This is a genomic window from Dulcicalothrix desertica PCC 7102 (genome assembly GCF_003991905.1).
GTDB lineage: Bacteria > Cyanobacteriota > Cyanobacteriia > Cyanobacteriales > Nostocaceae > Dulcicalothrix > Dulcicalothrix desertica.
Window position 1 is genome coordinate 160388 of sequence record NZ_RSCL01000015.1, and the last position, 21151, is coordinate 181538.

Sequence of the window (21151 nt, forward strand, 5' to 3'; positions counted from 1 at the left end):
TTTTTTGTTTTCTAGCGCACGCGGTTGGATGCTAGAGTAGAGACGTTACATGTAACGTCTTTACCTTATTGATGTTTTTTGATAGGCAAGATAAATGCCTTCTAAAAAAGTATCTGGGCTAATTCCATCAGGTAAGTTATTTAATTGAATAATTGACTGTACTTGTTGAGTAAGCTCAATAGCAAGTGCTGCTCGTGCTTGTTTAGACATTATATGGCGCCGCACTAAATATTCTCGAATAACTGCAAAATCATCAGGAAGCATTGGTGATAAATTAGTAGTTTCTAAAATTTTTTCACAAGCTGAATTAGAAGATTCTGACAGTGTTAATTTTTGTTTTTCCGAAACAGCTATAGAAGAAGTTTGAATTACGATTGTACCTGCGACGAAATCACCTAAACGCTTTTCTTTACGATTAAACATAATTAGCAAGGCGCCAATAAAAGAAATTTCATCAAAAGGTCGCAGTAGGGCACGTAAAGTTGTTTGCTGAAGTCCGACAGGTCTACCATCATCGCGAACGACGCGGATTTTTGCTAAACGCTTACCTGGTGTTTGCCCTTGCCATAAAGTTTCAAAAAATACAAAATATCCAGCGTAAACTGCAAACAAAATGAAGAATGCTATAGCAACTACCCAGTTATCAGCTTGCTCACCAAATATTTGTTTTCCAAAAGTTTGTATTTGATAAGAAACTGTTAGCCAAATAGTGAAAATTAACGCTATTATTAAAGCTAAAATATGATAATCAATTAGTAGAGCAAAAGTTCGACTACCAATACCAGCTAAAGTAAATTCAAGCTCAACGCTCTCTGGTGTAATAAATTTAACGCGATTAAAAATATGCATAATTTTTTTAACATAATTTTTCTATATATTACGGTCGCGCAACTTTAAGCCAAAACCTTCACGACGACTTCGTAAATCACAGTAAAGTACGGCTTTAATTGTTTGCCACAATGGTACTACTAATGCAATACTAATCAAAGTTAGAACTATATTTACTATTGCAGCTAACAACCTATAGTTACTATTTACTCGTGCTAAAGGTTGTAAGGAAATTTGAATAATAATATTTAACACACTTAAAGGTACTTGAAGCGGAAAAGTTAATAAAGAAGTGACAATAATAATTGCAACAATTCTCCATAAATTACCCCTTGTCAAATTCCAACTTCGCTTAATAGTTGATGCTCCATCAGTAGAACTTTCAATTGCTAAAGGCACTTCAACAAGAATAAAACGTGCTTGCACTAAAAGAAACACGCTAAAAATTAGACCTATATAAACAAGTACCAATGTAAATGATACTAATGCTACTACAGGGTTAAAAGCATCGTTTGCGGCGCCTCCAGGTATAAAAATTCCTAATATAACTCCCGTTATCAGTGCCAAAATAAATAATAATATAATTACTCCAATTGTGATACCGATAATAAGTAAAAACATTAATAAACCCATGACCAGAAATTGCCATAACCGCGCTCTTAAAAAACGACCCGCTTCTGATGGAGTTTCTGGTTGTTCAACTAATTCGCTATATGCCAACCGAGATATCAATGCTAAAGTGGCGCCGCATCTTGCCCAACCGTAAACGGGCACAAGTATCCAGGCATAAGCAATAAATGCTAGTTTTAAATAAGATTTGAGATGTACACCATACAGCCTAAGTCCAGCAGTAACTACGTTACCAATACTCAACGGTTGAATGGGTTGCGAAGAACCTTGGTTAAAAGACATGGTGCTATTACAATAATTAAGCTACTGCTTCAAGCTATCTTAAGCTAAGGTAGCCTGAGTAAGAGTATAAATTCATGAATATTCAACGTTGGATAGCGCGACGTGAACCAAACTGGCAACGTCTCGACACTTTATTAAAAAAAATCGAAAAATCTGGACTTAAATCACTGCGTTCAAATGAAATTCGCGAAGTGGCTATTCTTTACCGTACCGTTGCCGCTGATTTAGCGCGCGCTCGTACCCAGCAAGTCAGTAATACGCTTATACAAAGCCTACAATCAATGACAACGCGCGCTTATAACCAAGTTTATCAAGGTTCGCGTCGGCAAGAATGGCAAGGTATCACCGATTTTTTTCTATGGGGATTTCCTGCGGTAGTGCAGCAAAGTATAGTTTATATAGCTTTGGCGACTGCTTTGTTTATATTGGGGTGCTTGATTGCTTGGTGGTATGCTTGGCAAGACCCAAGTTTCATGTCCCTAATTGTACCCGAACATTTAATTAAAACAGTTAGAGACGAGCGCAAACTTTGGATGGGTTCGATATTAGGCATCGAGCCGCTAGCATCAAGCGGTATTATGATTAATAATATTATGGTGTCGTTTAAAGCTGTTGCTGGTGGAATTACCGCAGGCGCCTTTACTTTCTACATTCTGTTATTTAATGGTTTATTAATAGGCGCCGTTGCAACGCTTGTTGGACAAAATAATTTGGCATACCCATTTTGGGCATTTGTCTTTCCTCATGGGTCATTAGAGTTACCAGCGATATTTTTTGCAGGTGGTGCAGGGTTTTTAATCGCACGGGCAATTCTGTTTCCAGGGAAATATCGGCGCCTGGATGCTCTGAAGTATTATGGAACTCTAGCTTCGCAATTAGTGTTTGGAATTATACCTATGCTTGTAATAGCAGGCATTATCGAGGGTTTCTTTTCCCCTAACCCAAGTGTGCCTGAACCATTAAAATATCTTGTTGGGACGGGGCTGTTTATGAGTTTAGTTGTATATTGTAGTAGGCGAGGCAACGGATAGAACGGATGTAACGGATGTATTTGTATGTTTGGCTTTAATAAGAAAAGTATTCGCTTAATTTTGGTTAATTTGTTTGCTGTGGTTGTGATTAGTAGTGCATTGATGGGGTGTACGACGACGAATAGCAACATGCCTCCTACTCAAGCTGAGAAACCAGTGGAATCTTTACCTAATCAAAGTGAGAGTCAAAATAATAAATTACCCGAAGCTGTAGCAAGTGCTGTTTTAAAAGATGCTTCTAAACGTACTGGTAAAGAGAAGAGTGAGTTAAAAATTACTACGTCAGAAGCGCGCACGTGGAATGATGGTTGTTTGGGTTTAAAAGAACCGGGGGTTCTTTGTACTCAAGCATTGGTTCCAGGTTGGCAAGTTCAGGTAACTACTAATTATAAAGTACTGCTGTACCACACTAATAAGTCAGGTAGCGTAGTTCGACTGAACACAGCAGCCAATGATTCTACCACCTGAACCTAACCCAGCACATATTGCAGACCCTTCAGCTAATGAATGTGAGGAAGGAGAGGTATGTAAAAATTTTAGAGACTTTGCTCACGGTTCTTCGCTAGAATCTATAAATAACATCGTTACTAATGGATTGAGTTTAAATGCAGCAAGAAACAATTCTAAAGGAGGGTTAGTTAATAGACCTGGTTGTTTCTTCACAATTGAGCTAACTCAAAAAGATGGTATTGTAGTTTCGCAGAAACTCCAACTGGCATATGAGTTCGGTCTAAACCGTGGTTCACCAACAGCACGGCATTGATATTTGTATTTGGAACAAGCCTTAGATTTATATTAGGCGCCGTTTTTTCTAAGATGGGCAGTAATTTTGGTAACAATAGTGCTGCTGTGTAGTCTGCCACTGAAAGCGTAAATGTGTGAGTTGCTTTCTCTAGGTCAAACATAGTAGGTGAAAGCGCTTGACGTGTACAGCACATAGACGATGATCTGATTGAGTAATAATATACGTCAATAACAATACACTTAATTGCCCGTAACTCAGCCCTTTGTGGTTTCCGTGTAGTGGACTTAATTTTTGGTCAATAGATTTAGCAACCTCCATCTGTTTGAGCCATTCAACTATTACGGGAATATCATCAATTCTCTCAGAATTAATTTTTACCTCTTCGCTTACCACCATACGTACACCATGAACCAGAATATGTCTTACACATTACTGGATTTAGGGCGCCAAGCTTACTGACTGCCTTATTCCTTTCCCCTCAAGGCATTAATTCCTCTTCGACTCTAAAAATCAGCGAACGCACAGTTTGAGAGTTTTCGGACGATAATTTTACACGCACAATTTTTGTGTGAAATTACATTAACTTTACATTATGTTACATAATTTGATTTATTTATGCCAATCCACTTGGGCTAGTCAAATATTAATTTTGTTAACGATTAATTGTGTTCAAACAGTAACTCTTTGTATTACTTCTTAACAATATATATAATAAGTGAAACTATAATAACAGTTATACTGATAACTGATTTTATTTACTTAGTACTTAATTCTATGAGTAGTGATACTCAAATTCAACAAATTTTGATTCTCACAGCCAATCCAGAAGGTACAAACAAATTACGTCTTGATAAAGAGGTTCGTGAAATTGCAGAAGGCTTGAGGAGGTCTAAAATTGGACAACAATTTGTGATTGAATGTAGATGGGCAGCAAGTCCGGATGATATTCGGCGAGCTATATTAGATGTCGATCCACAAATCGTCCATTTTAGTGGACACGGTGAAGCAGAAGGGGGGTTAGTATTTGAAGACGTAAGTGGAGAAGCTAAAATTGTAACCCCAGAGGCATTAGCGGGACTTTTTCACTTATTTACTGATAAAGTAAGCTGTGTGCTGCTCAATGCTTGCTATTCAGAAAAGCAAGCGAATGCTATTGTTCAGCATATTGACTACGTAATTGGTATGAGACAGCCAATAGGGGACGCTGCTGCCATTAAATATACAACTGGTTTTTACGATGCTCTTGGCGCCGGACGAACAATAGAAGTAGCACACGGTTTTGGCGTTAATGCCATTCAGCTAGAAGGAATTTCAGAAGAACAAACTCCAACTATAAAAAAGAAGGTAAATATCAATTTACTTAGTAGTTTACCTACTACAGAAAAAAAGCTTGTAAGTATGCAACATAATAATAGTATCGAAGTATTCTTCTCATACGCACGTCAAGATGAAAAACTGAGAGATGATTTAGAAAAGCACCTTGGTCTCCTAAAACGCCAAGGAGTGGTTACAGGTTGGCATGATCGTAGAATTAGTCCAGGAAAAGAACGGAACAAAGAGATAGATACACATCTAAACACAGCTAAAATAATTTTGTTGCTTGTTAGTTCGTCGTTTATTGCTTCAGATTATTGCTGGGATATTGAAGTCGCACGAGCAATGGAAAGACATGAAGCAAAAGAAGCTTGTGTTATTCCAATAATTCTAGAACCTGTAGATTGGGAAAGTGCGCCATTTGCCAAGCTACAAGCCCTTCCAAAAAATCTCAAACCAGTAACTAAATGGGGAAAACAACGTAACGAAGCTTTTACAAGTATTACTCAAGGTATTCGAGAAGCAGTTAAAGAGCTAACTGTACAAAAATGAATATATAAAGGAAATGAGAAATAGTAGCAGGAACTAAAATTACCAGTTTTTGCGAAATGTAAGTAATTATACGTGAAGTTTTAACTCATTGTCGTCATAACATATTGAAATCCATGCCATCTACAAAAGCAATCAACCTTTTATACTGCTGTTCTGATTCACAGCGAGATGAAGACTTGCGGAAAGGATTAGAAAAGCATCTTAGACTTATGAATCGTCAGGGAGTGATTAATACTTGGGATAAAGGAATGATTAGCGCTGGGAAAGAGTGGGAAAATGAAATTGATACGCGCCTAAATACAGCAAATATTATTTTACTTTTAATTAGTTCAGACTTAATATATTCTGATTATCACTGGGAAGTTTTAGTCAAGCGCGCGATGGAAAGGCATAAGGCTCGCGAGGCTCGCGTTATTGTAGTTTTGTTAAGTACATACGATAATTGGAAGTCTGAATTTAGTAATGTCAAAGTTCTGCCTGATGAAGAAAAACCTGTAACAAGGTGGAGAAATTACGATCATGCTTTTGAAAATATTGCTAAAGGTGTACGAGAAGAAGTCAATCAATATATAAACACTCCCTTCGTAATCAAATCTCTCCAGCTACTTAGCAAGCGTGCAGCTAATGCTTTTTCATCCTTGAAATCTCAAATAATATCATTAACATCTTCCTCTCCATCTAACTTATCAAAGCCTCGTCAGCAAGGTAAAGCCTTGGTAAGTTTCGCAAAACCTATTAGTATAATTTTTTTAGGCGTGGGCGCGTTAACATTAGTTGCAAAAAATAGTGACATTTTCAGTGCTTCGCCAGACTCAAAACCCAGTTCTAATTTAGTATCAGCGAAAGAAGCCACTTCGACTGGGTGGATTTGGTTAGGTATGGTTAAGGATTCTTCTAACAGTTTGTCTGTAGGGGAGCAACTATTCCAAACTTCAAACCCTGAGTCTAAGGTACTTCCTAGTATCAATCCTCCTGTTGTTCCATCACCAGGAAAATTAGTAACTGTTAAGTATCCAGTGAATTTAAAAAAAAATAAGTCTTTGTCTGGACAACCACTTGATGTACTTAAACCAGGAGAAAAGTTAGTCGTGTTAAAAGTAGAACGCTTGGCAAATGCAACTAATAGTCTTCCATATATTAAACTTCGGGCACAAGTACGTAAATGCAACGACACTTGTAATCCAAAATAGTAAATACTCTCAGAGCAAAAGCTAATCTTTGCTACTTAAATTATAATTAGTATTAGTTATTATGCTTAAGAGGTTGTTTGAAAAGTCAAATAAGGTATAAATTGTCCCAAGCGAGTGGAGCTATAAGGAACGTAATGCGAAGCATTTGCCGCAGGCTAGAATCTAGGGTTTAAAACTATATACTGAGATGCTTCTACCTGGGTCATGACATTCACAGATACTTTTCAAACATCCTCTAACAAAGTAGTTGGAAATCCAGTACCGAACTTGTTTTAAAAGTGTCTTTTCATATCATTATGAAAGCAGTAAATCATCTAAGTATCTAGATTCATCGCTATGTTCAGAATGACAATTTATGCATTTTCTAACTTTTAAAATATCATTTTTTTTTAAATAAGTCTTAGAGGATGTTTGAAAAGTCAAACAATGTATAAATTGTCCCAAGCGAGTGGAGCTATAAGGAACGTAATGCGGAGCATTTGCCGCAGGCTAGAATCTAGGTTTTACACCTATACTGAGATGCTTCACTGCGGGACTCATGACACGAAACGACACTTTTCAAACAACCTCTTAACCCTTATTAATCAAAAAAATTATATAGTCATTCTCTACATTCACATAAGTAGGTGGGCATAAATATTTATCGTTGAAACAAGCTAGGACGCAGAAGTTAGAAGGTAAGAGCAAGGAGGCTTTGGAGCAACTTTACTTTTCGTTACATACTTCCATTTTTTTGCGCCTTCCTACTTAGCTTCAGTGTGTACGACTTCGTATAGTGACATTTGAAACTCATTATTTGCTAGCGCGCGCATTTGTTTTAATGGTTCAGCCATTGGTGGGTTTGCGTTCATTTTGGCGTATTCTTCTTGAGATGTCCATAAGCCGTAGTTTATCGCACGGGCGCCATCTAGTGAACGATGGAAGTGAGTGGTTGGCATTGCGGGTAAACCTGAAATTTGTCGAATTGCTTCTGCGGTTGCTTCTAAAAATTTAGGTTGGTCGGCAGGATTTTTTAGTTTAAATATACCAAAGTTGATAAATTGACCAATACCCGCCTTAATTTGCATTTTACTATCGGCTGGTTCACTCATAAAAATTTCGTATAGGTGAGAATCCGGCGCCAAAAAGCCTGTTATTTGTGTAGCTAAAGCAATATTTATGTTACTTATATATGTGTCATAGTCAGCTTGAGTTTGCCATTGCACATAGTTAACAACGCGCAAACCATCGAAACTGCGATGAATTGCACTAGCTATATATCCGGGTTGCTGTTTGAGAATGTTTTGAGTGTAAGTTATCAAGCTATCTACTAGCATCCATTGTTGTTCTGGTTGAGTTACAAAAATATCCAACTCTGCCAAAACTGAATTGTCCTTAAATACTGTAAGCATACAGGCGCCCTAATATTGTTGTTCATTGAAAAGTTTTATATAAAGCTTAACTATACAGAGTGTTGTAACTGCCGTATAGCCGTTTCTTGCATTTTTATGCGATTATTGCTAATTTTTGAAGAATTCTTTTGGAGTCATGCCTGTAAAACGCTTGAAATGTCTACCAAATTGACTTTGACTTGTAAAACCAACTAGTACTGCTATATCTGTGATACTTCCCTGCCTAAGCATCATTAATTGCTTCGCGCGCTCAATACGGCATTTAATTAAATATTGATAGGGAGAGTAACCTGTAGATTGTTTAAATAATCGAACGAAATAATATTGGCTGATTCCAACATATGCAGCAATATCTTCTAAAGATATATCTTCAGATAGATGAGATTGTATATAATCTATTGATTTTTGCAATTTATGGCTAGGCAAACCACCAGAATAATTAGAAATTTCGTGTTTTTTAGATGAGTAACGATGTAATATGTGAACAACTAGTGCATTCATCATTGACTCAGCGTAAAGACGATTGCATAATCCGTCTGTTTCTATCTGTGATTTTAGTGCTAAACCTATATTTTGAATTAAAGGGTCACGAAGTTTAAGTTGTGGTGTAATATGACACTTGGAATCGGTAAATTGCTGTGTTATTGCACTGAAAAACTTTGATTCAAAACGAAGTAGTAGAAACTCTGCATCAGTATCCCAAGATAACTTACGACGTAGGTAAGGAGGCGAAATCATTATATCGCCTTCTATTAAATAATCACTGCTACGGCGCCCGTCTATTTTTCGTTGTATTGTTATTGGTTGTCCAAGATGAATGCTTAGTAAATAGCTTGGAAGACAACATTCAGAGGCGCCGTTAGCTGGTTGGTAATGATGTTCTATTTTGAGAATATCTGAAATTATATTTTGGTTCATGCACCTTCAATTTAACCAGGTTAGGTATTATCATTATATAATGTCAGTAATTCCGTATTATGAACATTGAACCACTCAGCGATACTAAAATCATTGATTCATGGTACAAAAACGCTTTACCTTGGACAAATGCAGTACGTTCTGGTGAAATTGAAAGTCGCAATTTAGTTACAAATCAAGCAATAATTGATACATTTATGAGTTATTCACCGCAGTCTGTACTTGACTTAGGTTGTGGGGAAGGGTGGTTGACTCGTGAGCTTGCAGTGCAAGGAATGCATGTTATTGGAGTGGATGTAGTTCCTGAATTGATTGAGAAAGCACAACAAGCTGGAGGAGATTTTTTTAATGTATCTTATGAGGAAATACAACAAGGTAAACTAAGTATTTCTGTTGACGCTATTGTTTGTAATTTTTCGCTGTTTGGCAAAGAATCTGTAGAAGGGTTATTTACAACAATTACTACACTTTTAAATCCTAATGGTTTATTTATTGTTCAAACGCTTCATCCTTTGGTTGCTTGTGGTGATTTTTCATACCAAGATGGCTGGAGAGAAGGTTCTTGGGCAGGATTTAATGATGATTTTACCGACCCGGCGCCGTGGTATTTTAGAACTTTAGAGAGTTGGGTAAAGCTATTTAATGATAATGGGTTGCGGTTAATTGAAGTGCGTGAACCTGTCCATCCAAAAACACAAAAGCCTGCTTCAATAATTTTTATAAGCTGTAACATAGGTGTCTTGCCTGGTTTATAGCATAGTTGGAATACATATAGAGACACTCCAAATCGAAGCATCTCTCAAAAATAGCTTGCGTATTACTATAAGATTAGGAGCTATTAAATTAACTGTCGCAACTCATCCAAAGTTTGCGCGTTTTTAATTGCGTCTCTAATTGTTTTCAGTTTATTTAAGTCAGCAATTTGAGAAACAGGTTCCATCAACTCTAAACCTTCGGCGCCGAATTTTAAATCAAGCCCCAATTCTATCGCCGAAATAATTCCTCGTTGCTCACCTCGTTGTTCACCGATCACCTTCCCTCTTTCCTCACCTCGTTGCTCACCTCTTTCCTCGCATTCTTTGCCAAATTGTTGATACCAAGGAGACTCTTGTAGTATTGCCATATCCCATCCCATTATACTTTGAACTATCGCATTGTCTAATACAAATGTAGCAAAGAAACCCAAAACAGTTTCAAGTTCACTTAACTTTTCATCTGCACGCATGACTCGCAATGCTTGTTGGATTGTTTCTTCGTTGTCTCCATTTTTGAGAATAGGCGCAAACGGTATTAAAGAAGAGACTTTTTGGAAAGCTAACTGTACGTCTACTTCCCACAGATTAATGACTCGGTAGTCTTGACGCGCGACTAAACCCATGAACTTCGATTTGAATCTGGTAGGTATTGGGGTATCACTGTCTTTAATAAAATTGATTAGAACTGGATAAACTGGTAAGTCGTACTTCTCCTCTGCTAAACCTGTATATGCACGCACCCGTTTAGGCATCTTAGTTTTGTAACGCAACTGCAATTCATTCAAAATCAAGAAATTACCATGCTGTGGGCTGTTAACTTTAATCAGAATGTCACTATCACGGCTTACAAATTGGAACTCTGAGTTGACTATTTCTTGAACTGTTATATTGGAACTACCAGTAATCCATTGTGCCCATTGAACTGGTTCAAGACCAATAATGCGCTTGGAACTGATATCAGCTGATTGTGTCATTTCTGGTTACGCCTTACCCTGTATAAAAATAGACAATTAATCAAATAAGATTGATTGGTGAATAATATAATACTCTTATTTGAATATAAGTTAATTATTTAAACAAAAATAATGATAACTTTTATATAATCATTCTCGTTTAAATAAAAATGTATTATTTCCTTTAATTGTAAGGGTTTGATTAATATGCTATTATTTTTATTATCAAAATCATGTCTTTTTATATACATTAAAAGATTTGATTACACTTACATGCTCAGAGATGCACACTTGGAGCAGTGCCTACTCCACTTTTATGAATAATAAAGAGAAAATAGGTGGTGCGTTACTGCACTGGAATTTGTTGTTTAATTTGCGGTTATTGTTTGCAGTAACGCATCCTACATTATATTTTGCAAGCATTTCTTTTGATAACTTTTGCTCCGAACGTTATTTTTACGCTTATTACACCAAACTCTCAAAAATCGGAAATTTTACTAAGTAACAATACTCAATCTTCAAAAATTGAATAAAAATTATGGACTTTTTGGTTCAAAACATATATCCTAATCTCAGGAGGTGATAAATATGGGGCGCCCAAAAGAGTTTGACCGTGAAGAAGTACTGCAAAAAGCTCTCTACACATTCTGGGAAAAGGGCTATGATGCAACCACACTCCCAGATTTACTAGAGAGTATGGGCATTAATCGTTCAAGCTTCTACAATTCTTTTGGGGATAAGCAGACTCTTTTTCGTGAGGTGATGAGTCTCTACTATCAGCAAATAGGGATAAAAAGACTTGCTATACTGCATAAAGCCAAGTCCATAAAACAAGGATTATGGGATTACTTCAATCACAATATTGATGTGGCAGTAGCTGAATATAACCCAGGTGGTTGTTTGCTGACTAACACAGCTACAAACCTCAAAACCATTGATGAACAAGTAACCAAGCATATTGTTCAAGGTGTTGACCGTTTGGAACAAGCACTGTTTAATCTTCTTGAGAAAGGTCAACAATCAGGTGAAATCGCCCCTAACAAAGACATTAAAGCTATCGCACGACTTATGATATCTGTATCATACGGGCTAAATATCGCCGCACGCATCCATTCTGACCGAGAGATGCTTCTCGACATGGTGAAAGCTGCTCTGTCAACTCTCGACTAAAATTTTTTCGTTTATTTTGAACCAAAAAGTACAAAACACACTATGAAGAAGATTGTTTTTATTTCCGGCGCCACCAAAGGTATTGGCAATGAAGTCGCACAGCAACTAGCTTTACATGACTTTATTGTTTTAATTGGCGCGCGGAATAGACAGCATGGAAAAGCAGCAGTAGAAAAACTCCAGTTAAATGGCGCCGATGCTCATTTTATTCAACTTGATGTTAATGATGAATCATCAATTAAATTTGCGGCTGAAACAATTAGTAAACAGTTTGGAAAAGTTGATGTACTTATCAATAATGCTGGAGTTAACTATGAGTTTTCATCGGGTACTCGTCCATCAATGCTGAGTGTAGATACTCTAAAAGATACGTTTATCACGAACTTTTTTGGAGTATTCGCAATTATTCATCATTTTCTACCACTACTTAAGCAAGCTGGCGCCGCTCGTATTATAAACGTTTCATCTACACTTGGCTCACTTACTGCATTAAGTAATCCCGAAAACTTTTTCTATGGAGTTAATAGTCTTGCTTACAATTCTTCTAAAACTGCACTAAACGCGCTAACTGTATCTTTAGCAAAAGATTTAGCTGAAGACAAAATTAGCGTCAACTCAATTTGTCCAGGTTGGGTGAAAACAGATATGGGAACAGAAATGGCGCCGCGAACTGTGGAGCAAGGAGCAGCTATTATAATCAAGATGGCTACAAGGAACGATTCACCAACAGGTAAATTTCTTGATGACAACGGGGAAATTCCTTGGTAGAGACGCGATTTATCGCGTCTCTACTCAAACATCTCCAATGAAATTACACCTTCGGCAACCTTAGTAACACCACCTGTCATAGTCACCATAAAATCATCAGTAACTTGTATAAAAATTTGCCCTCCAGGCATATGAACAGTTATTGATGAATCGCACAAACCTAACTTATAAGCAACGGCTGCTGCCGCACTGCTACTACTCCCAGATGCTAAAGTATATCCCGCTCCCCTTTCCCAAATTTCAATTTGGATATTTTCACGGTCGATAACCTTCATAAATTGAACATTCGTGCGATTCGGAAAACTTGGGTGAACTTCTAATAAAGAACCATATTTATAAGCAATATCCGGCGCCACTTCAGGCAGTAAAATAACACAGTGAGGATTACCAATAGTAGCAGCACAGAAAGTAAACGTCTGGTCTAAAACTGTTATACTTTCTTGAATAACTTCTCTCGGTTCTCCTGTAACGGGAATTTTTTCGCTGTTAAAGTTGACACGTCCCATCTCGACTTGAACACTTTTACCAGAGTCAGCAACCCGCGCTTTAACTTTTCCACCAAGTGTATCAATACTAAATTGTTCTCTCACAAGCTGCCTATCCCACAAGTAACGAGAGAATATCCTCAAACCATTACCACTTTTTTCTGCTTCGCTGCCATCGGGGTTAAAAATGCGTAGTCCAAAGTCCGAATTTTGGGATGGTAACGGACCAAGTAGAATTCCATCGGAACCAACACCGAAGTTACGATGACAAATTCGCTCAATACGTTCTTTGGTTAATTCAATCTCCACATCTTCAGGAGCAATAACCAAATAATCGTTTCCTAGTGCATGATACTTTGAATATTTCACTTAACTATCAAATCCATTACAAATGTACTATAATTGTTTTTTATATCTTTTGATAAATATACTCTACTCAGGACTGATGTAATTCCCTATGTTTCAAGATTATTCATCTATCCTATTAAATCTTTGGATAGAGTTAGCGTTGAGAGTATAAATGTTCTTAAAAGCGGCGCCTTAGAGCGAGATAGAGAGTTTGCCATTGTCGATAAATTAGGTAACTTAGTTCAGACTTAATATGTTCTGATTATCACTGGGAAGTTTTAGTGAAGCACGCGATGCAAAGGCATAAGGCTCGTGAGGCTCGTGTTATTCTAATTTTGCGTGTATAATGGGCAAACGTGGCGCCGTCTGCGAAGTAATGTTTTTGTTTTTATCGTTTTGATTGAAATCTTGGCTCATGCACTTTTAGCTTAACTGCTTATACTTAACTTTAACAAAACATAATTTAATTAATAAAAATTAACTGCTACTATCGCTTATGTAAAATTTTTTTAATGGTCAAAGTTGAAAGCAGTATAAATATTAAATTATTTTTGAAAAAATATTTCTATATGTAGGGTGGGCACTGCCCACCCTACGTGTCATTTACAGATGTGGTGATGTCTTGTCCAACAAAAGATGTTGCACTTTTCGCTGCTTCCAAAATTGTTAGTAAACCGCTACCTGGATGGACGGCGCCACCAATAAAATATAATTTACTAACGGTGTTTGAGCGAATATGGGGACGTAAGGGACCAAGCTGTTTCCAGTTATGAGTGAGATTGAATACTGCGCCTAAGTGCGTGCGATAATCATCCTGCCATGTATTAGCAGTGTAACAAGTCTCTGTAACAATATGCTTTTCAATATTTTTATAACCTAGTAAGGGCATTCGTTGAATAATTAGATTACGGTAGGATTTTTGTTTGCTTGCCCAGTCAACGTTGTAAGCTGTATTAGGAATGGGAACAAGAACAAATAAAGTGCTGTGTCCTGCTGGTGCGTTACTTGGGTCAATAATTGTTGGGTTACAAACGTAGAAAGGCGGGTTTTCTTCATCTAAAGCTGAATCATCAATCCAAGGACGGCTGCGTTTACGAACGTTATCAGATAGGTAAATTTGGTGATGGGGTAAATCTTCGTAACGTCGATTTATTCCCAAGTACAGCATAAAAGTTGAGCATGAGAACTGCATTTTTCCTAGTTTAGCATCTGTATACTTTCCGCGCGCTGATTCTGGTAATAAATTTTTCATTGCGTGGGCAAAGTCTGCATTAATAATTACGGCATCCGCGCGTACACGTTCACCAGATGCTAATTCTACTCCCTTTGTTTGTCTGTTTTCGATCCAAATTTGTTTTACCGATGAATTTAAGTGAATGCGTGTTCCTAAATCTTCAGTAGCTTTTGCCATTGCTAAAGCTAAAGCACGAAATCCACCTTCCGGATGCCAAACTCCATCTGCAAATTCTAGGTATGGGATAAGACTAAATATACTTGAGCATACGGTTGGATGCATTCCTAAATATTTTGAAGAATATGAGAGCGCGTAAGCAATGCGCTCATCTTTGAAATGGTGCCAAAATTGTTGATATAAGCTTTCCCAAGGACGGAAAGATATAGCTCTGGCAATTTCTAATGGATTTAGATAACCTGCTATTGAACGTACTGGTGTACCGAGATATGATTTATATCCAACTTTGTATTTACGGACATGTTCGGCGTACCATTTATCAAATGCTGTTCCTAAGTCAGAACGAATGGCGCCAAGTTGAATTTTGAAAGCTTCTATATTTGATGTTAAGTCTAATCGGGTATTATCCCAAAAGTGTACACGAGTATTAGGGTCAAGCTGTTTGAATTGGATATAGTCGCTTAGATTTAAACCTGATTCTGTGAATAATTCTTGATACACTCGTGGTAATTGCAAAATAGTTGGCCCTGTGTCAAACGAGTAAGAACCATTTTCAAATCCTGCCATCCTTCCACCTACGCGGTTTGCGGCTTCAAAAATCTCTACACTATATCCGCGTGATGCTAGCCGTATTGCTGTGGCTAGTCCTCCAGGTCCTGCTCCGACTATGATAATTTTTGGCATATTTTGAGGTTTGCTATTAATACAAGGCAGATGGTAGAAAGGCGCCTGCTGGCTCGTTATAAAGACCAAGACTCATCAACGTTTCGGGTTGGATGATACGCAGTCCATGTTTCAAACACCAACGCAACAACTCGGCGTTACGCATTGGAACATAAAAGCCTGACCCAGCTAACTCCTTTGCCGCTCCTATAAGTGCTTTTAGGTCTTCATTATTCTCACCAACAGCGTGACCAAAGAAGCCTATTTCGGTAGCATAGCCCGATACACGCCCATCATACTCGACAAGCGTCGCGGTACCTCGCTCGACAGCCCTCTTTAATTCCCCCGCTCGGTCATGACCGTGAATGCCATAGCAGAGTTGATTACATACAGCAAGATCAGCTTCAACCACTGAACGAACAATACGATTAGGTATCGTTAAGCCGAGCGGTTGCCCTTGAAGGTTTGCCAGTGGCTCGCGTACATTGAAGCCAAGTTTTGTATACAGTCCAAGGGAACAACTATTATATGCAGCTTGAACGAGCCGCACACCAGCGTAACGTTTTTCACGTGCCCGTTGTAAAACATGTTCCATCAGGCGCCGACCAACCGACCTATTTTGTGCGGTTGGGTCTACCGTAGTGGGACCTATTCCGGCGATAGTGTCCCCTTCCCACAAAAAGTTGCTACCGATAACTTGTCCATTAGATGTTTCAGCTACAACAGAATAAATTGCTGGGTCAGCTAAAAGCTCAGTCAGCATATCCGCTCCAAACTCAGCAGAGGGAAAATCGGCTACAAAGCCATGCTGTTCCGCAATGGCACGAATTGCTTCATACACAATGGCGCCACACGGGAATGCATCATCAGGTTGTCCTGCACGCAGTATTACCAGAGGTGCTTGTTCAAATACTTTGTCCATCAAAATATACAAGGATAAACAAAAGTGAGAAATTCTCACGTTTTCTAAAATACGAGAATTCCTCACGTTTGTCTAGTGGTAGGTAAAATGTGATTATTTGTAGAAAACTCTCTTGAATTGGAGGGGTACTATTTTTTATTAATATTTCCCAAGCGACAAATGCCTGAACCTTTACGCCGTTTACCTCAGCAAGCTCGCAGTCGTCTGCGATTTAATCAAATATTAGATGCAGCTGCACTGGTTTTTGAGGAAGTTGGCTATGAGATGGCAAGTACGGAATTAATTGCTGTACGGGCTAATACTTCTATTGGGTCGTTATACCGTTTTTTCCCTGATAAATCAGCAATTTTACATGCTTTGGGAGAAAGGTATGCATCTGAGCTAAAAGACTTGTTTGTGGAGATTTTTCACGCTAAAAATCTGGGTAAACCACTAGCTGATATTTTGAATGAAGCTGTAGACTTATGTGACATTTTTTACTCTAATAATCTGGCTGCTAGAATTATTTTTTTGCAATCCCAAGCTTTTCCTCAATTGCAAACAATGAATCGACGTTTAGATAATGAAATCGCTGTGATATTTGATACGTTTTTAGCGTTACGGCAACCAAATGTAGAAGCAGAGCAGCGGCGCTTGATGGCATTAATGGTAGTAGAAATAGCAAGTGCTTTACAATTATTTTACTGGAATCAAGATGAACAACTAAGGCAAAAAATCGTGACGGAAACTAAATTGGTATTAATTAGGTATTTAGAACCAATCTTTTAAAGAGATATACATCTAAGGGTATTTCCACAACAGTGAAACAATGCTACATATTGCATTATCCAGTACACATGGGCGCCAAATACACAGTTAATTGAATGAAGGGCACAAAATCCTAATTTATCAATGGGTAGCATCGCTGAGTTACAAGGACTAAAAAAACAAGAAGTGTTTGTGTGTGAACAAAATTGGAAGTTGGACGCAATATCTTGACAATATTTTCTTTGTGTCCTTTGTGTCTTTGTGGTTCATTCTCTTCCCTCTGTGTTCTCTGCGCCTCTGTGGTAAAAAAAAGATATGTACTGCACATCTGGGACTTTATGCTACAGCTCTAAAATAGGCTTTTAAGTCTTTTAAGGAAATTTCCTTGGAAATAAATCCGATATAGTTATCTGGTCTTAGCAGCACCTTAAAAGTTTGATTTTTCCCGAATATTTCTATGACGCGCGGGTAAAGGGGAATAACATTGAAGTCGATTAAATCGCCGTATTCCTTTTCGAGTTCCAACTTCAAACCTTGATAATCTTGTTGCCCGTCTGAGAAAATAAGCAGGTGAAATTTAGGAGCGCGGAGTTGATCGTAAACATTGGCGCCGTTTACCAGAAAATATGGCATTCTGTCTCCAGCTTTGACCTCAAAATCGTGATCACCTTCATGCCTACTTAATGAACTGTCATGGTAATTAAGTCCAATTTGAGAAACCATAGGAAATATGAACTCTTTTGCGGCGCCAAACTGACTCACAAAACTGGCGACGCTTGGCAATATATTGTTCCGAATAAATCGGAAATACCACTGTTCGCCCGCTGCAACATTAAAAAACTGGTCAGTCGTATGCAAGAGATGTTTTGCATTTGCCAAACGTTCCTCGTTATAACTTTCAAGTAACGAATCCTTGGCATAGCCTTTCAAAATAAACGCTATTTTCCAAGCCAAATTGTAAACGTCCTGAATGCCCGTGTTCATTCCCTGACCGCCAGCAGGTGTGTGGACATGAGCAGCATCACCAGCAAGAAAACATCTGCCGTATTTGAACTTCTCAGCATGACGAGTATGCACTTTGTAAGTCGAAAACCAGCGCACGTTAGTTATATCAAGTGGGCGCCGCACTAATTGCTTAACTTTATTTTCAACTTCATCATAGCTGACTTCAGAAGAAACCTGGTTATTGTAATCGTGTTCAGGCATATTACCTATAAGCCTCCAATGTTTTTCGCCTTGCATAGGAACTATCAGCACAAATGCATCTTGTCCTAAGGCAGCGCTAAACATATGCTCATCAGTCTTCCACTCCATGTCTACGTCCGCAACATAAAACAAACGTGGATAAGTTGAACCTTCAAACTCAACATTGAGTAAATGTCGTGTTAGACTGCTGGCGCCGTCACAGCCCACCAAGTATTGAGCTTCAATAGTCTGTGTGTCACCGTTTGCAGCTTTGAGAACTGCTTTCACGCCGTTTGCATCTTGCGTGAAACTGTTCATTTCGGTCTGCCACTGAACGTCTTTCCCGTTCTGTTGGAGATGCTCGTAAAGAAGATGCTCATTTTTGCTTTGTTCAAAAACGAGTAAAAAAGGAAAAGGGCTGAGTCGTCCACCAAAATCTGAAAAATCGAGGTGGGCACTGATTTTAGCATCGTGCATTAAGGCGCCTTTCTGAACTATGGAACCGCTAAGAATAGCTTTTCGCGCTAGGTCAAGTTGGTCGTAAATCTCTAGCGTCCGTGCGTGAACGACCAGAGCTTTTGATAAATCGGTGACACCTTCCTTTTTGTCAAAAATTACGAAGTCGATACCATAACGCATCAACTGGGCAGCTAAAGATAATCCTGTCGGACCGGCGCCTACGATTAGTACTTCTGTCTTGGTTATTGTTTCCATAATCCAAACTCCAGTTATTCAACTTTGAACTAATTCATGTGATGCTTCTGATGAAGCATTAACGTTACCATCGCTAATTAAATGACCATCTTCCATATTAATGATTCTGTCAGCGATATCTAAAATTCGGTTATCGTGTGTTACCAATAGAATTGTGCATCCTTGTTCTCGTGCTAACTTCTGCATTAATTCCACAACATCGCGTCCAGATTTTTTATCGAGGGCAGCAGTTGGTTCGTCTGCAAGAACAATTTTAGGTTGACCAACTAACGCGCGCGCAATAGCAACCCGTTGTTTTTGTCCTCCTGATAAGTCATCTGGGTAGTAGTTGACACGTTGACCTAACCCAACGGTTTCCAGCATTGCTTTAGAACGAGTAATCATTTCGGTTGGAGTAATACCTGGATGAATCTCCAAACCCATCCGTACATTTTGTAGTGCAGTTAAACTGCCATGTAAATTATGAGCTTGAAAAATATAGCCATTATTCCGTCGCGCTTGAGTTAATTGACTTTGACTGGCGCCAGAAAGTTCTTGTCCTAATACACGTAAACTACCATCAGTGGCAGAACGTAAACCTCCAGCAAGAGTAAGTTGGGTCGTTTTTCCGGAACCAGAAGGACCTGTCATGATAATAATTTCACCCTTTTTGATTTCCAGATTTATATTGAACAAAACCTGTTTACGAAGTTGACCTTTACCAAAATAGTGGTTAAGATTTTTGATAGAAATAACAGTTTCATTGCTAAATTTACGTTCCATATTATTCTTTGTGTCCTTTGTGCCTTTGTGGTTAAATAAAAAGGTTGCAGCTTAATTTTGAATCAGAGTGTAAATATATAAGATGCTTTCCTGCGGGAAAACTCCGTTTACGTTCGCGACTCATAAGATAATATAAATATGATGAGATGCTTCGTTCCTCAGCATGACATTTTGAATTTCGTTCCTCGGCATGACATTTAGAACATATCTGCTGGGTCGGCAGATTGTAATTTATTCGTAGCAATCACTCCAGAAATAGTACACATAATAATAGTTAGCCCAAATACTAATATTGCCCTTGCAACAGGCATATATATAGGTAGATTGGTTGCATTTGCAGCTAACTGATAAAGACCTAAAGGAATCAAATAACCAGGAATAAAGCCAATACAAGCTAAAATAATTGCTTCTTCAAAAATTACGCCTAATAAATAGCGGTTGCGATAACCCATCGCTTTAAATGTTGCATACTCTTTAAGATGAGCATTTACATCTGTTGAAAGAATTTGATAAACAATAATTACACCAATTAAAAAGCCCATTGCCACACCAAATCCGAAGATAAAGGCAATTGGACTTTCTCTTCTTAAATTACCCTCTTCTAGTTCCACAAATTCCGCGCGCGTTAAAACTTTTACATCGTTAGGTAGATGTGCTTTAATTGCTGTGGCTACTTGAGTTGGATTATATCCTGGTTGCAAGTAAATTAAGCCAACGTTGACGCTACTAGCTTTTTGACGGGGAAATAACCGTAAAAAATTTTCCTCGCTAGAAAGTAATATACCATCTGCTGCGAAAGAGGCGCCGAATTTAAACAACCCACTAATAGTAATAGTCTTTCTATCTACCTCGGTAGTAACTTCTTTACCTGCATCAACACTTTCAAATACTTTTTTATATTCACCCCTTGCACCTCTATCAAACAAAAAACTGTTTGGTAATTGAATTTTATCGAGTTGAGCGTTTGCTGCTGGTATATCTAAAGCAGGTACTTCTGGATTAAAGCCAATTGCTTGTACCGTAGCTCTTTTGAGCGTTTGAGGATTTCTCCATGTTACCATCCCAATATACATTGGTTCAGAAGTTTTTACACCAGGTATATCAGATGCATCAAATAACCTACGACGTGAAAAGGTAGATAAATTCTGCGTATTCTTTGCTTGCGAACTAACTAAAACAATATCTGCAAGGATTGAGCGATTTAAACGAGTATTGCTATCAAAGAGCGCGCTTTGAAAACCTAACTGCATAAACATCAGAATATCAGCAAATGCAATTCCAGAAACGGCAACTAATAAACGACTCTTATGACGGTTTAATTGTAACCATCCTAACGGTGTGCGTCTTTGTAATTCTTGAACAAATCCAACCATAATAATTTTTATGA

Annotated in this window: 21 protein-coding genes and 1 pseudogene; 10 read left to right on the top strand and 12 right to left on the bottom strand. The window is 38.1% G+C overall.

Features of this window, described 5'->3' with window-relative positions; translation table 11 throughout:
- Positions 1 to 60: 60 nt before the first annotated feature.
- Together DSM106972_RS29235 and DSM106972_RS29240 are read right to left on the bottom strand one after the other, a co-directional pair.
- On the bottom strand, positions 61 to 849 hold the full coding sequence (locus DSM106972_RS29235) for an RDD family protein (RefSeq protein ID WP_127083991.1): 789 nt from the start codon (positions 847 to 849) through the stop codon (positions 61 to 63).
- 21 nt (positions 850 to 870) lie between these two features.
- The gene (locus DSM106972_RS29240; protein ID WP_127083992.1) at positions 871 to 1740 is read right to left on the bottom strand and encodes a DUF7847 domain-containing protein; all 870 of its coding nucleotides are present in this window, start codon (positions 1738 to 1740) and stop codon (positions 871 to 873) included.
- A gap of 74 nt (positions 1741 to 1814) precedes the next feature.
- On the opposite strand from DSM106972_RS29240, the gene DSM106972_RS29245 reads away from it, so the two are divergent.
- Genes DSM106972_RS29245 through DSM106972_RS29255 form a run of 3 tightly spaced genes read left to right on the top strand, consistent with a single transcriptional unit; the run spans position 1815 to position 3534 of the window.
- Entirely contained in the window at positions 1815 to 2771 is a 957-nt protein-coding gene (locus DSM106972_RS29245; RefSeq protein ID WP_127083993.1) for a stage II sporulation protein M, read from the top strand.
- A 24-nt stretch (positions 2772 to 2795) separates the two neighbouring features.
- A complete protein-coding gene (locus DSM106972_RS29250; protein WP_127083994.1) occupies positions 2796 to 3239 on the top strand; it encodes a DUF8738 domain-containing protein in 444 nt (147 codons plus the stop codon).
- Complete coding sequence (locus DSM106972_RS29255) at positions 3223 to 3534, top strand: hypothetical protein (RefSeq protein ID WP_127083995.1); 312 nt, start codon at positions 3223 to 3225, stop codon at positions 3532 to 3534. The genes DSM106972_RS29250 and DSM106972_RS29255 overlap by 17 nt, the downstream gene beginning before the upstream one ends.
- Positions 3535 to 3699: 165 nt before the next feature.
- Here DSM106972_RS29255 and DSM106972_RS29260 read toward each other — a convergent pair.
- Positions 3700 to 3912 (bottom strand): annotated as a pseudogene (locus DSM106972_RS29260) (IS1634 family transposase); the annotation flags it as partial.
- A gap of 378 nt (positions 3913 to 4290) precedes the next feature.
- On the opposite strand from DSM106972_RS29260, the gene DSM106972_RS29265 reads away from it, so the two are divergent.
- A complete protein-coding gene (locus DSM106972_RS29265; protein WP_127083996.1) occupies positions 4291 to 5382 on the top strand; it encodes a TIR domain-containing protein in 1092 nt (363 codons plus the stop codon).
- Between the two features lie 113 nt (positions 5383 to 5495).
- A complete protein-coding gene (locus DSM106972_RS29270) occupies positions 5496 to 6572 on the top strand; it encodes a toll/interleukin-1 receptor domain-containing protein (protein ID WP_127083997.1) in 1077 nt (358 codons plus the stop codon).
- 743 nt (positions 6573 to 7315) lie between these two features.
- On the opposite strand, the gene DSM106972_RS29275 is transcribed toward DSM106972_RS29270, so the two are convergent.
- Together DSM106972_RS29275 and DSM106972_RS29280 are read right to left on the bottom strand one after the other, a co-directional pair.
- Entirely contained in the window at positions 7316 to 7963 is a 648-nt protein-coding gene (locus DSM106972_RS29275) for an antibiotic biosynthesis monooxygenase (RefSeq protein WP_127083998.1), read from the bottom strand.
- A 108-nt stretch (positions 7964 to 8071) separates the two neighbouring features.
- Positions 8072 to 8881 (bottom strand): AraC family transcriptional regulator, encoded by an 810-nt coding sequence (locus DSM106972_RS29280; protein WP_127083999.1) that lies wholly within the window; start codon positions 8879 to 8881, stop codon positions 8072 to 8074.
- Positions 8882 to 8940: 59 nt separating this feature from the next.
- Here DSM106972_RS29280 and DSM106972_RS29285 point away from each other — a divergent pair, with 59 nt between their 5' ends.
- The gene (locus DSM106972_RS29285) at positions 8941 to 9636 is read left to right on the top strand and encodes a class I SAM-dependent methyltransferase (RefSeq protein ID WP_186538814.1); all 696 of its coding nucleotides are present in this window, start codon (positions 8941 to 8943) and stop codon (positions 9634 to 9636) included.
- A gap of 83 nt (positions 9637 to 9719) precedes the next feature.
- Here the strand turns inward: DSM106972_RS29285 and DSM106972_RS29290 are convergent, their stop codons facing one another.
- Entirely contained in the window at positions 9720 to 10610 is an 891-nt protein-coding gene (locus DSM106972_RS29290) for an RpnC/YadD family protein (RefSeq protein ID WP_127084000.1), read from the bottom strand.
- 567 nt (positions 10611 to 11177) lie between these two features.
- Between DSM106972_RS29290 and DSM106972_RS29295 the strand changes: the two genes are divergently transcribed.
- Together DSM106972_RS29295 and DSM106972_RS29300 are read left to right on the top strand one after the other, a co-directional pair.
- A complete protein-coding gene (locus DSM106972_RS29295; protein WP_127084001.1) occupies positions 11178 to 11759 on the top strand; it encodes a TetR/AcrR family transcriptional regulator in 582 nt (193 codons plus the stop codon).
- 42 nt (positions 11760 to 11801) lie between these two features.
- Positions 11802 to 12527 (top strand): SDR family oxidoreductase, encoded by a 726-nt coding sequence (locus DSM106972_RS29300; RefSeq protein ID WP_127084002.1) that lies wholly within the window; start codon positions 11802 to 11804, stop codon positions 12525 to 12527.
- Between the two features lie 20 nt (positions 12528 to 12547).
- Here the strand turns inward: DSM106972_RS29300 and dapF are convergent, their stop codons facing one another.
- On the bottom strand, positions 12548 to 13381 hold the full coding sequence (gene dapF / locus DSM106972_RS29305; RefSeq protein WP_127084003.1) for a diaminopimelate epimerase: 834 nt from the start codon (positions 13379 to 13381) through the stop codon (positions 12548 to 12550).
- Positions 13382 to 13414: 33 nt separating this feature from the next.
- Here dapF and DSM106972_RS29310 point away from each other — a divergent pair, with 33 nt between their 5' ends.
- Positions 13415 to 13612 carry an MOSC N-terminal beta barrel domain-containing protein gene (locus DSM106972_RS29310; protein ID WP_411675350.1) on the top strand — a complete coding sequence of 66 codons (198 nt, stop codon included), beginning with the start codon at positions 13415 to 13417 and terminating at the stop codon, positions 13610 to 13612.
- Positions 13613 to 13952: 340 nt separating this feature from the next.
- Here DSM106972_RS29310 and DSM106972_RS29315 read toward each other — a convergent pair whose 3' ends face one another.
- Complete coding sequence (locus DSM106972_RS29315; protein ID WP_127084004.1) at positions 13953 to 15455, bottom strand: phytoene desaturase family protein; 1503 nt, start codon at positions 15453 to 15455, stop codon at positions 13953 to 13955.
- 16 nt (positions 15456 to 15471) lie between these two features.
- Positions 15472 to 16356, bottom strand: coding sequence for a GNAT family N-acetyltransferase (locus tag DSM106972_RS29320; protein WP_127084005.1), 885 nt, complete (start codon positions 16354 to 16356; stop codon positions 15472 to 15474).
- Positions 16357 to 16515: 159 nt separating this feature from the next.
- On the opposite strand from DSM106972_RS29320, the gene DSM106972_RS29325 reads away from it, so the two are divergent.
- A complete protein-coding gene (locus DSM106972_RS29325) occupies positions 16516 to 17124 on the top strand; it encodes a TetR/AcrR family transcriptional regulator (protein ID WP_127084006.1) in 609 nt (202 codons plus the stop codon).
- Positions 17125 to 17439: 315 nt separating this feature from the next.
- On the opposite strand, the gene DSM106972_RS29330 is transcribed toward DSM106972_RS29325, so the two are convergent.
- The 3 genes from DSM106972_RS29330 to devC all read right to left on the bottom strand — a co-directional run bounded on the left by DSM106972_RS29330 (position 17440) and on the right by devC (position 21137).
- Positions 17440 to 19002, bottom strand: a complete 1563-nt coding sequence (locus DSM106972_RS29330; protein ID WP_127084007.1) for an FAD-dependent monooxygenase — start codon at positions 19000 to 19002, stop codon at positions 17440 to 17442.
- Positions 19003 to 19020: 18 nt separating this feature from the next.
- Positions 19021 to 19764: a DevA family ABC transporter ATP-binding protein gene (locus DSM106972_RS29335; protein ID WP_127084008.1), complete on the bottom strand. Its 744-nt coding sequence runs from the start codon at positions 19762 to 19764 to the stop codon at positions 19021 to 19023.
- Positions 19765 to 19961: 197 nt separating this feature from the next.
- Entirely contained in the window at positions 19962 to 21137 is a 1176-nt protein-coding gene (devC, locus tag DSM106972_RS29340; RefSeq protein ID WP_127084009.1) for an ABC transporter permease DevC, read from the bottom strand.
- Positions 21138 to 21151 lie beyond the last annotated feature (14 nt).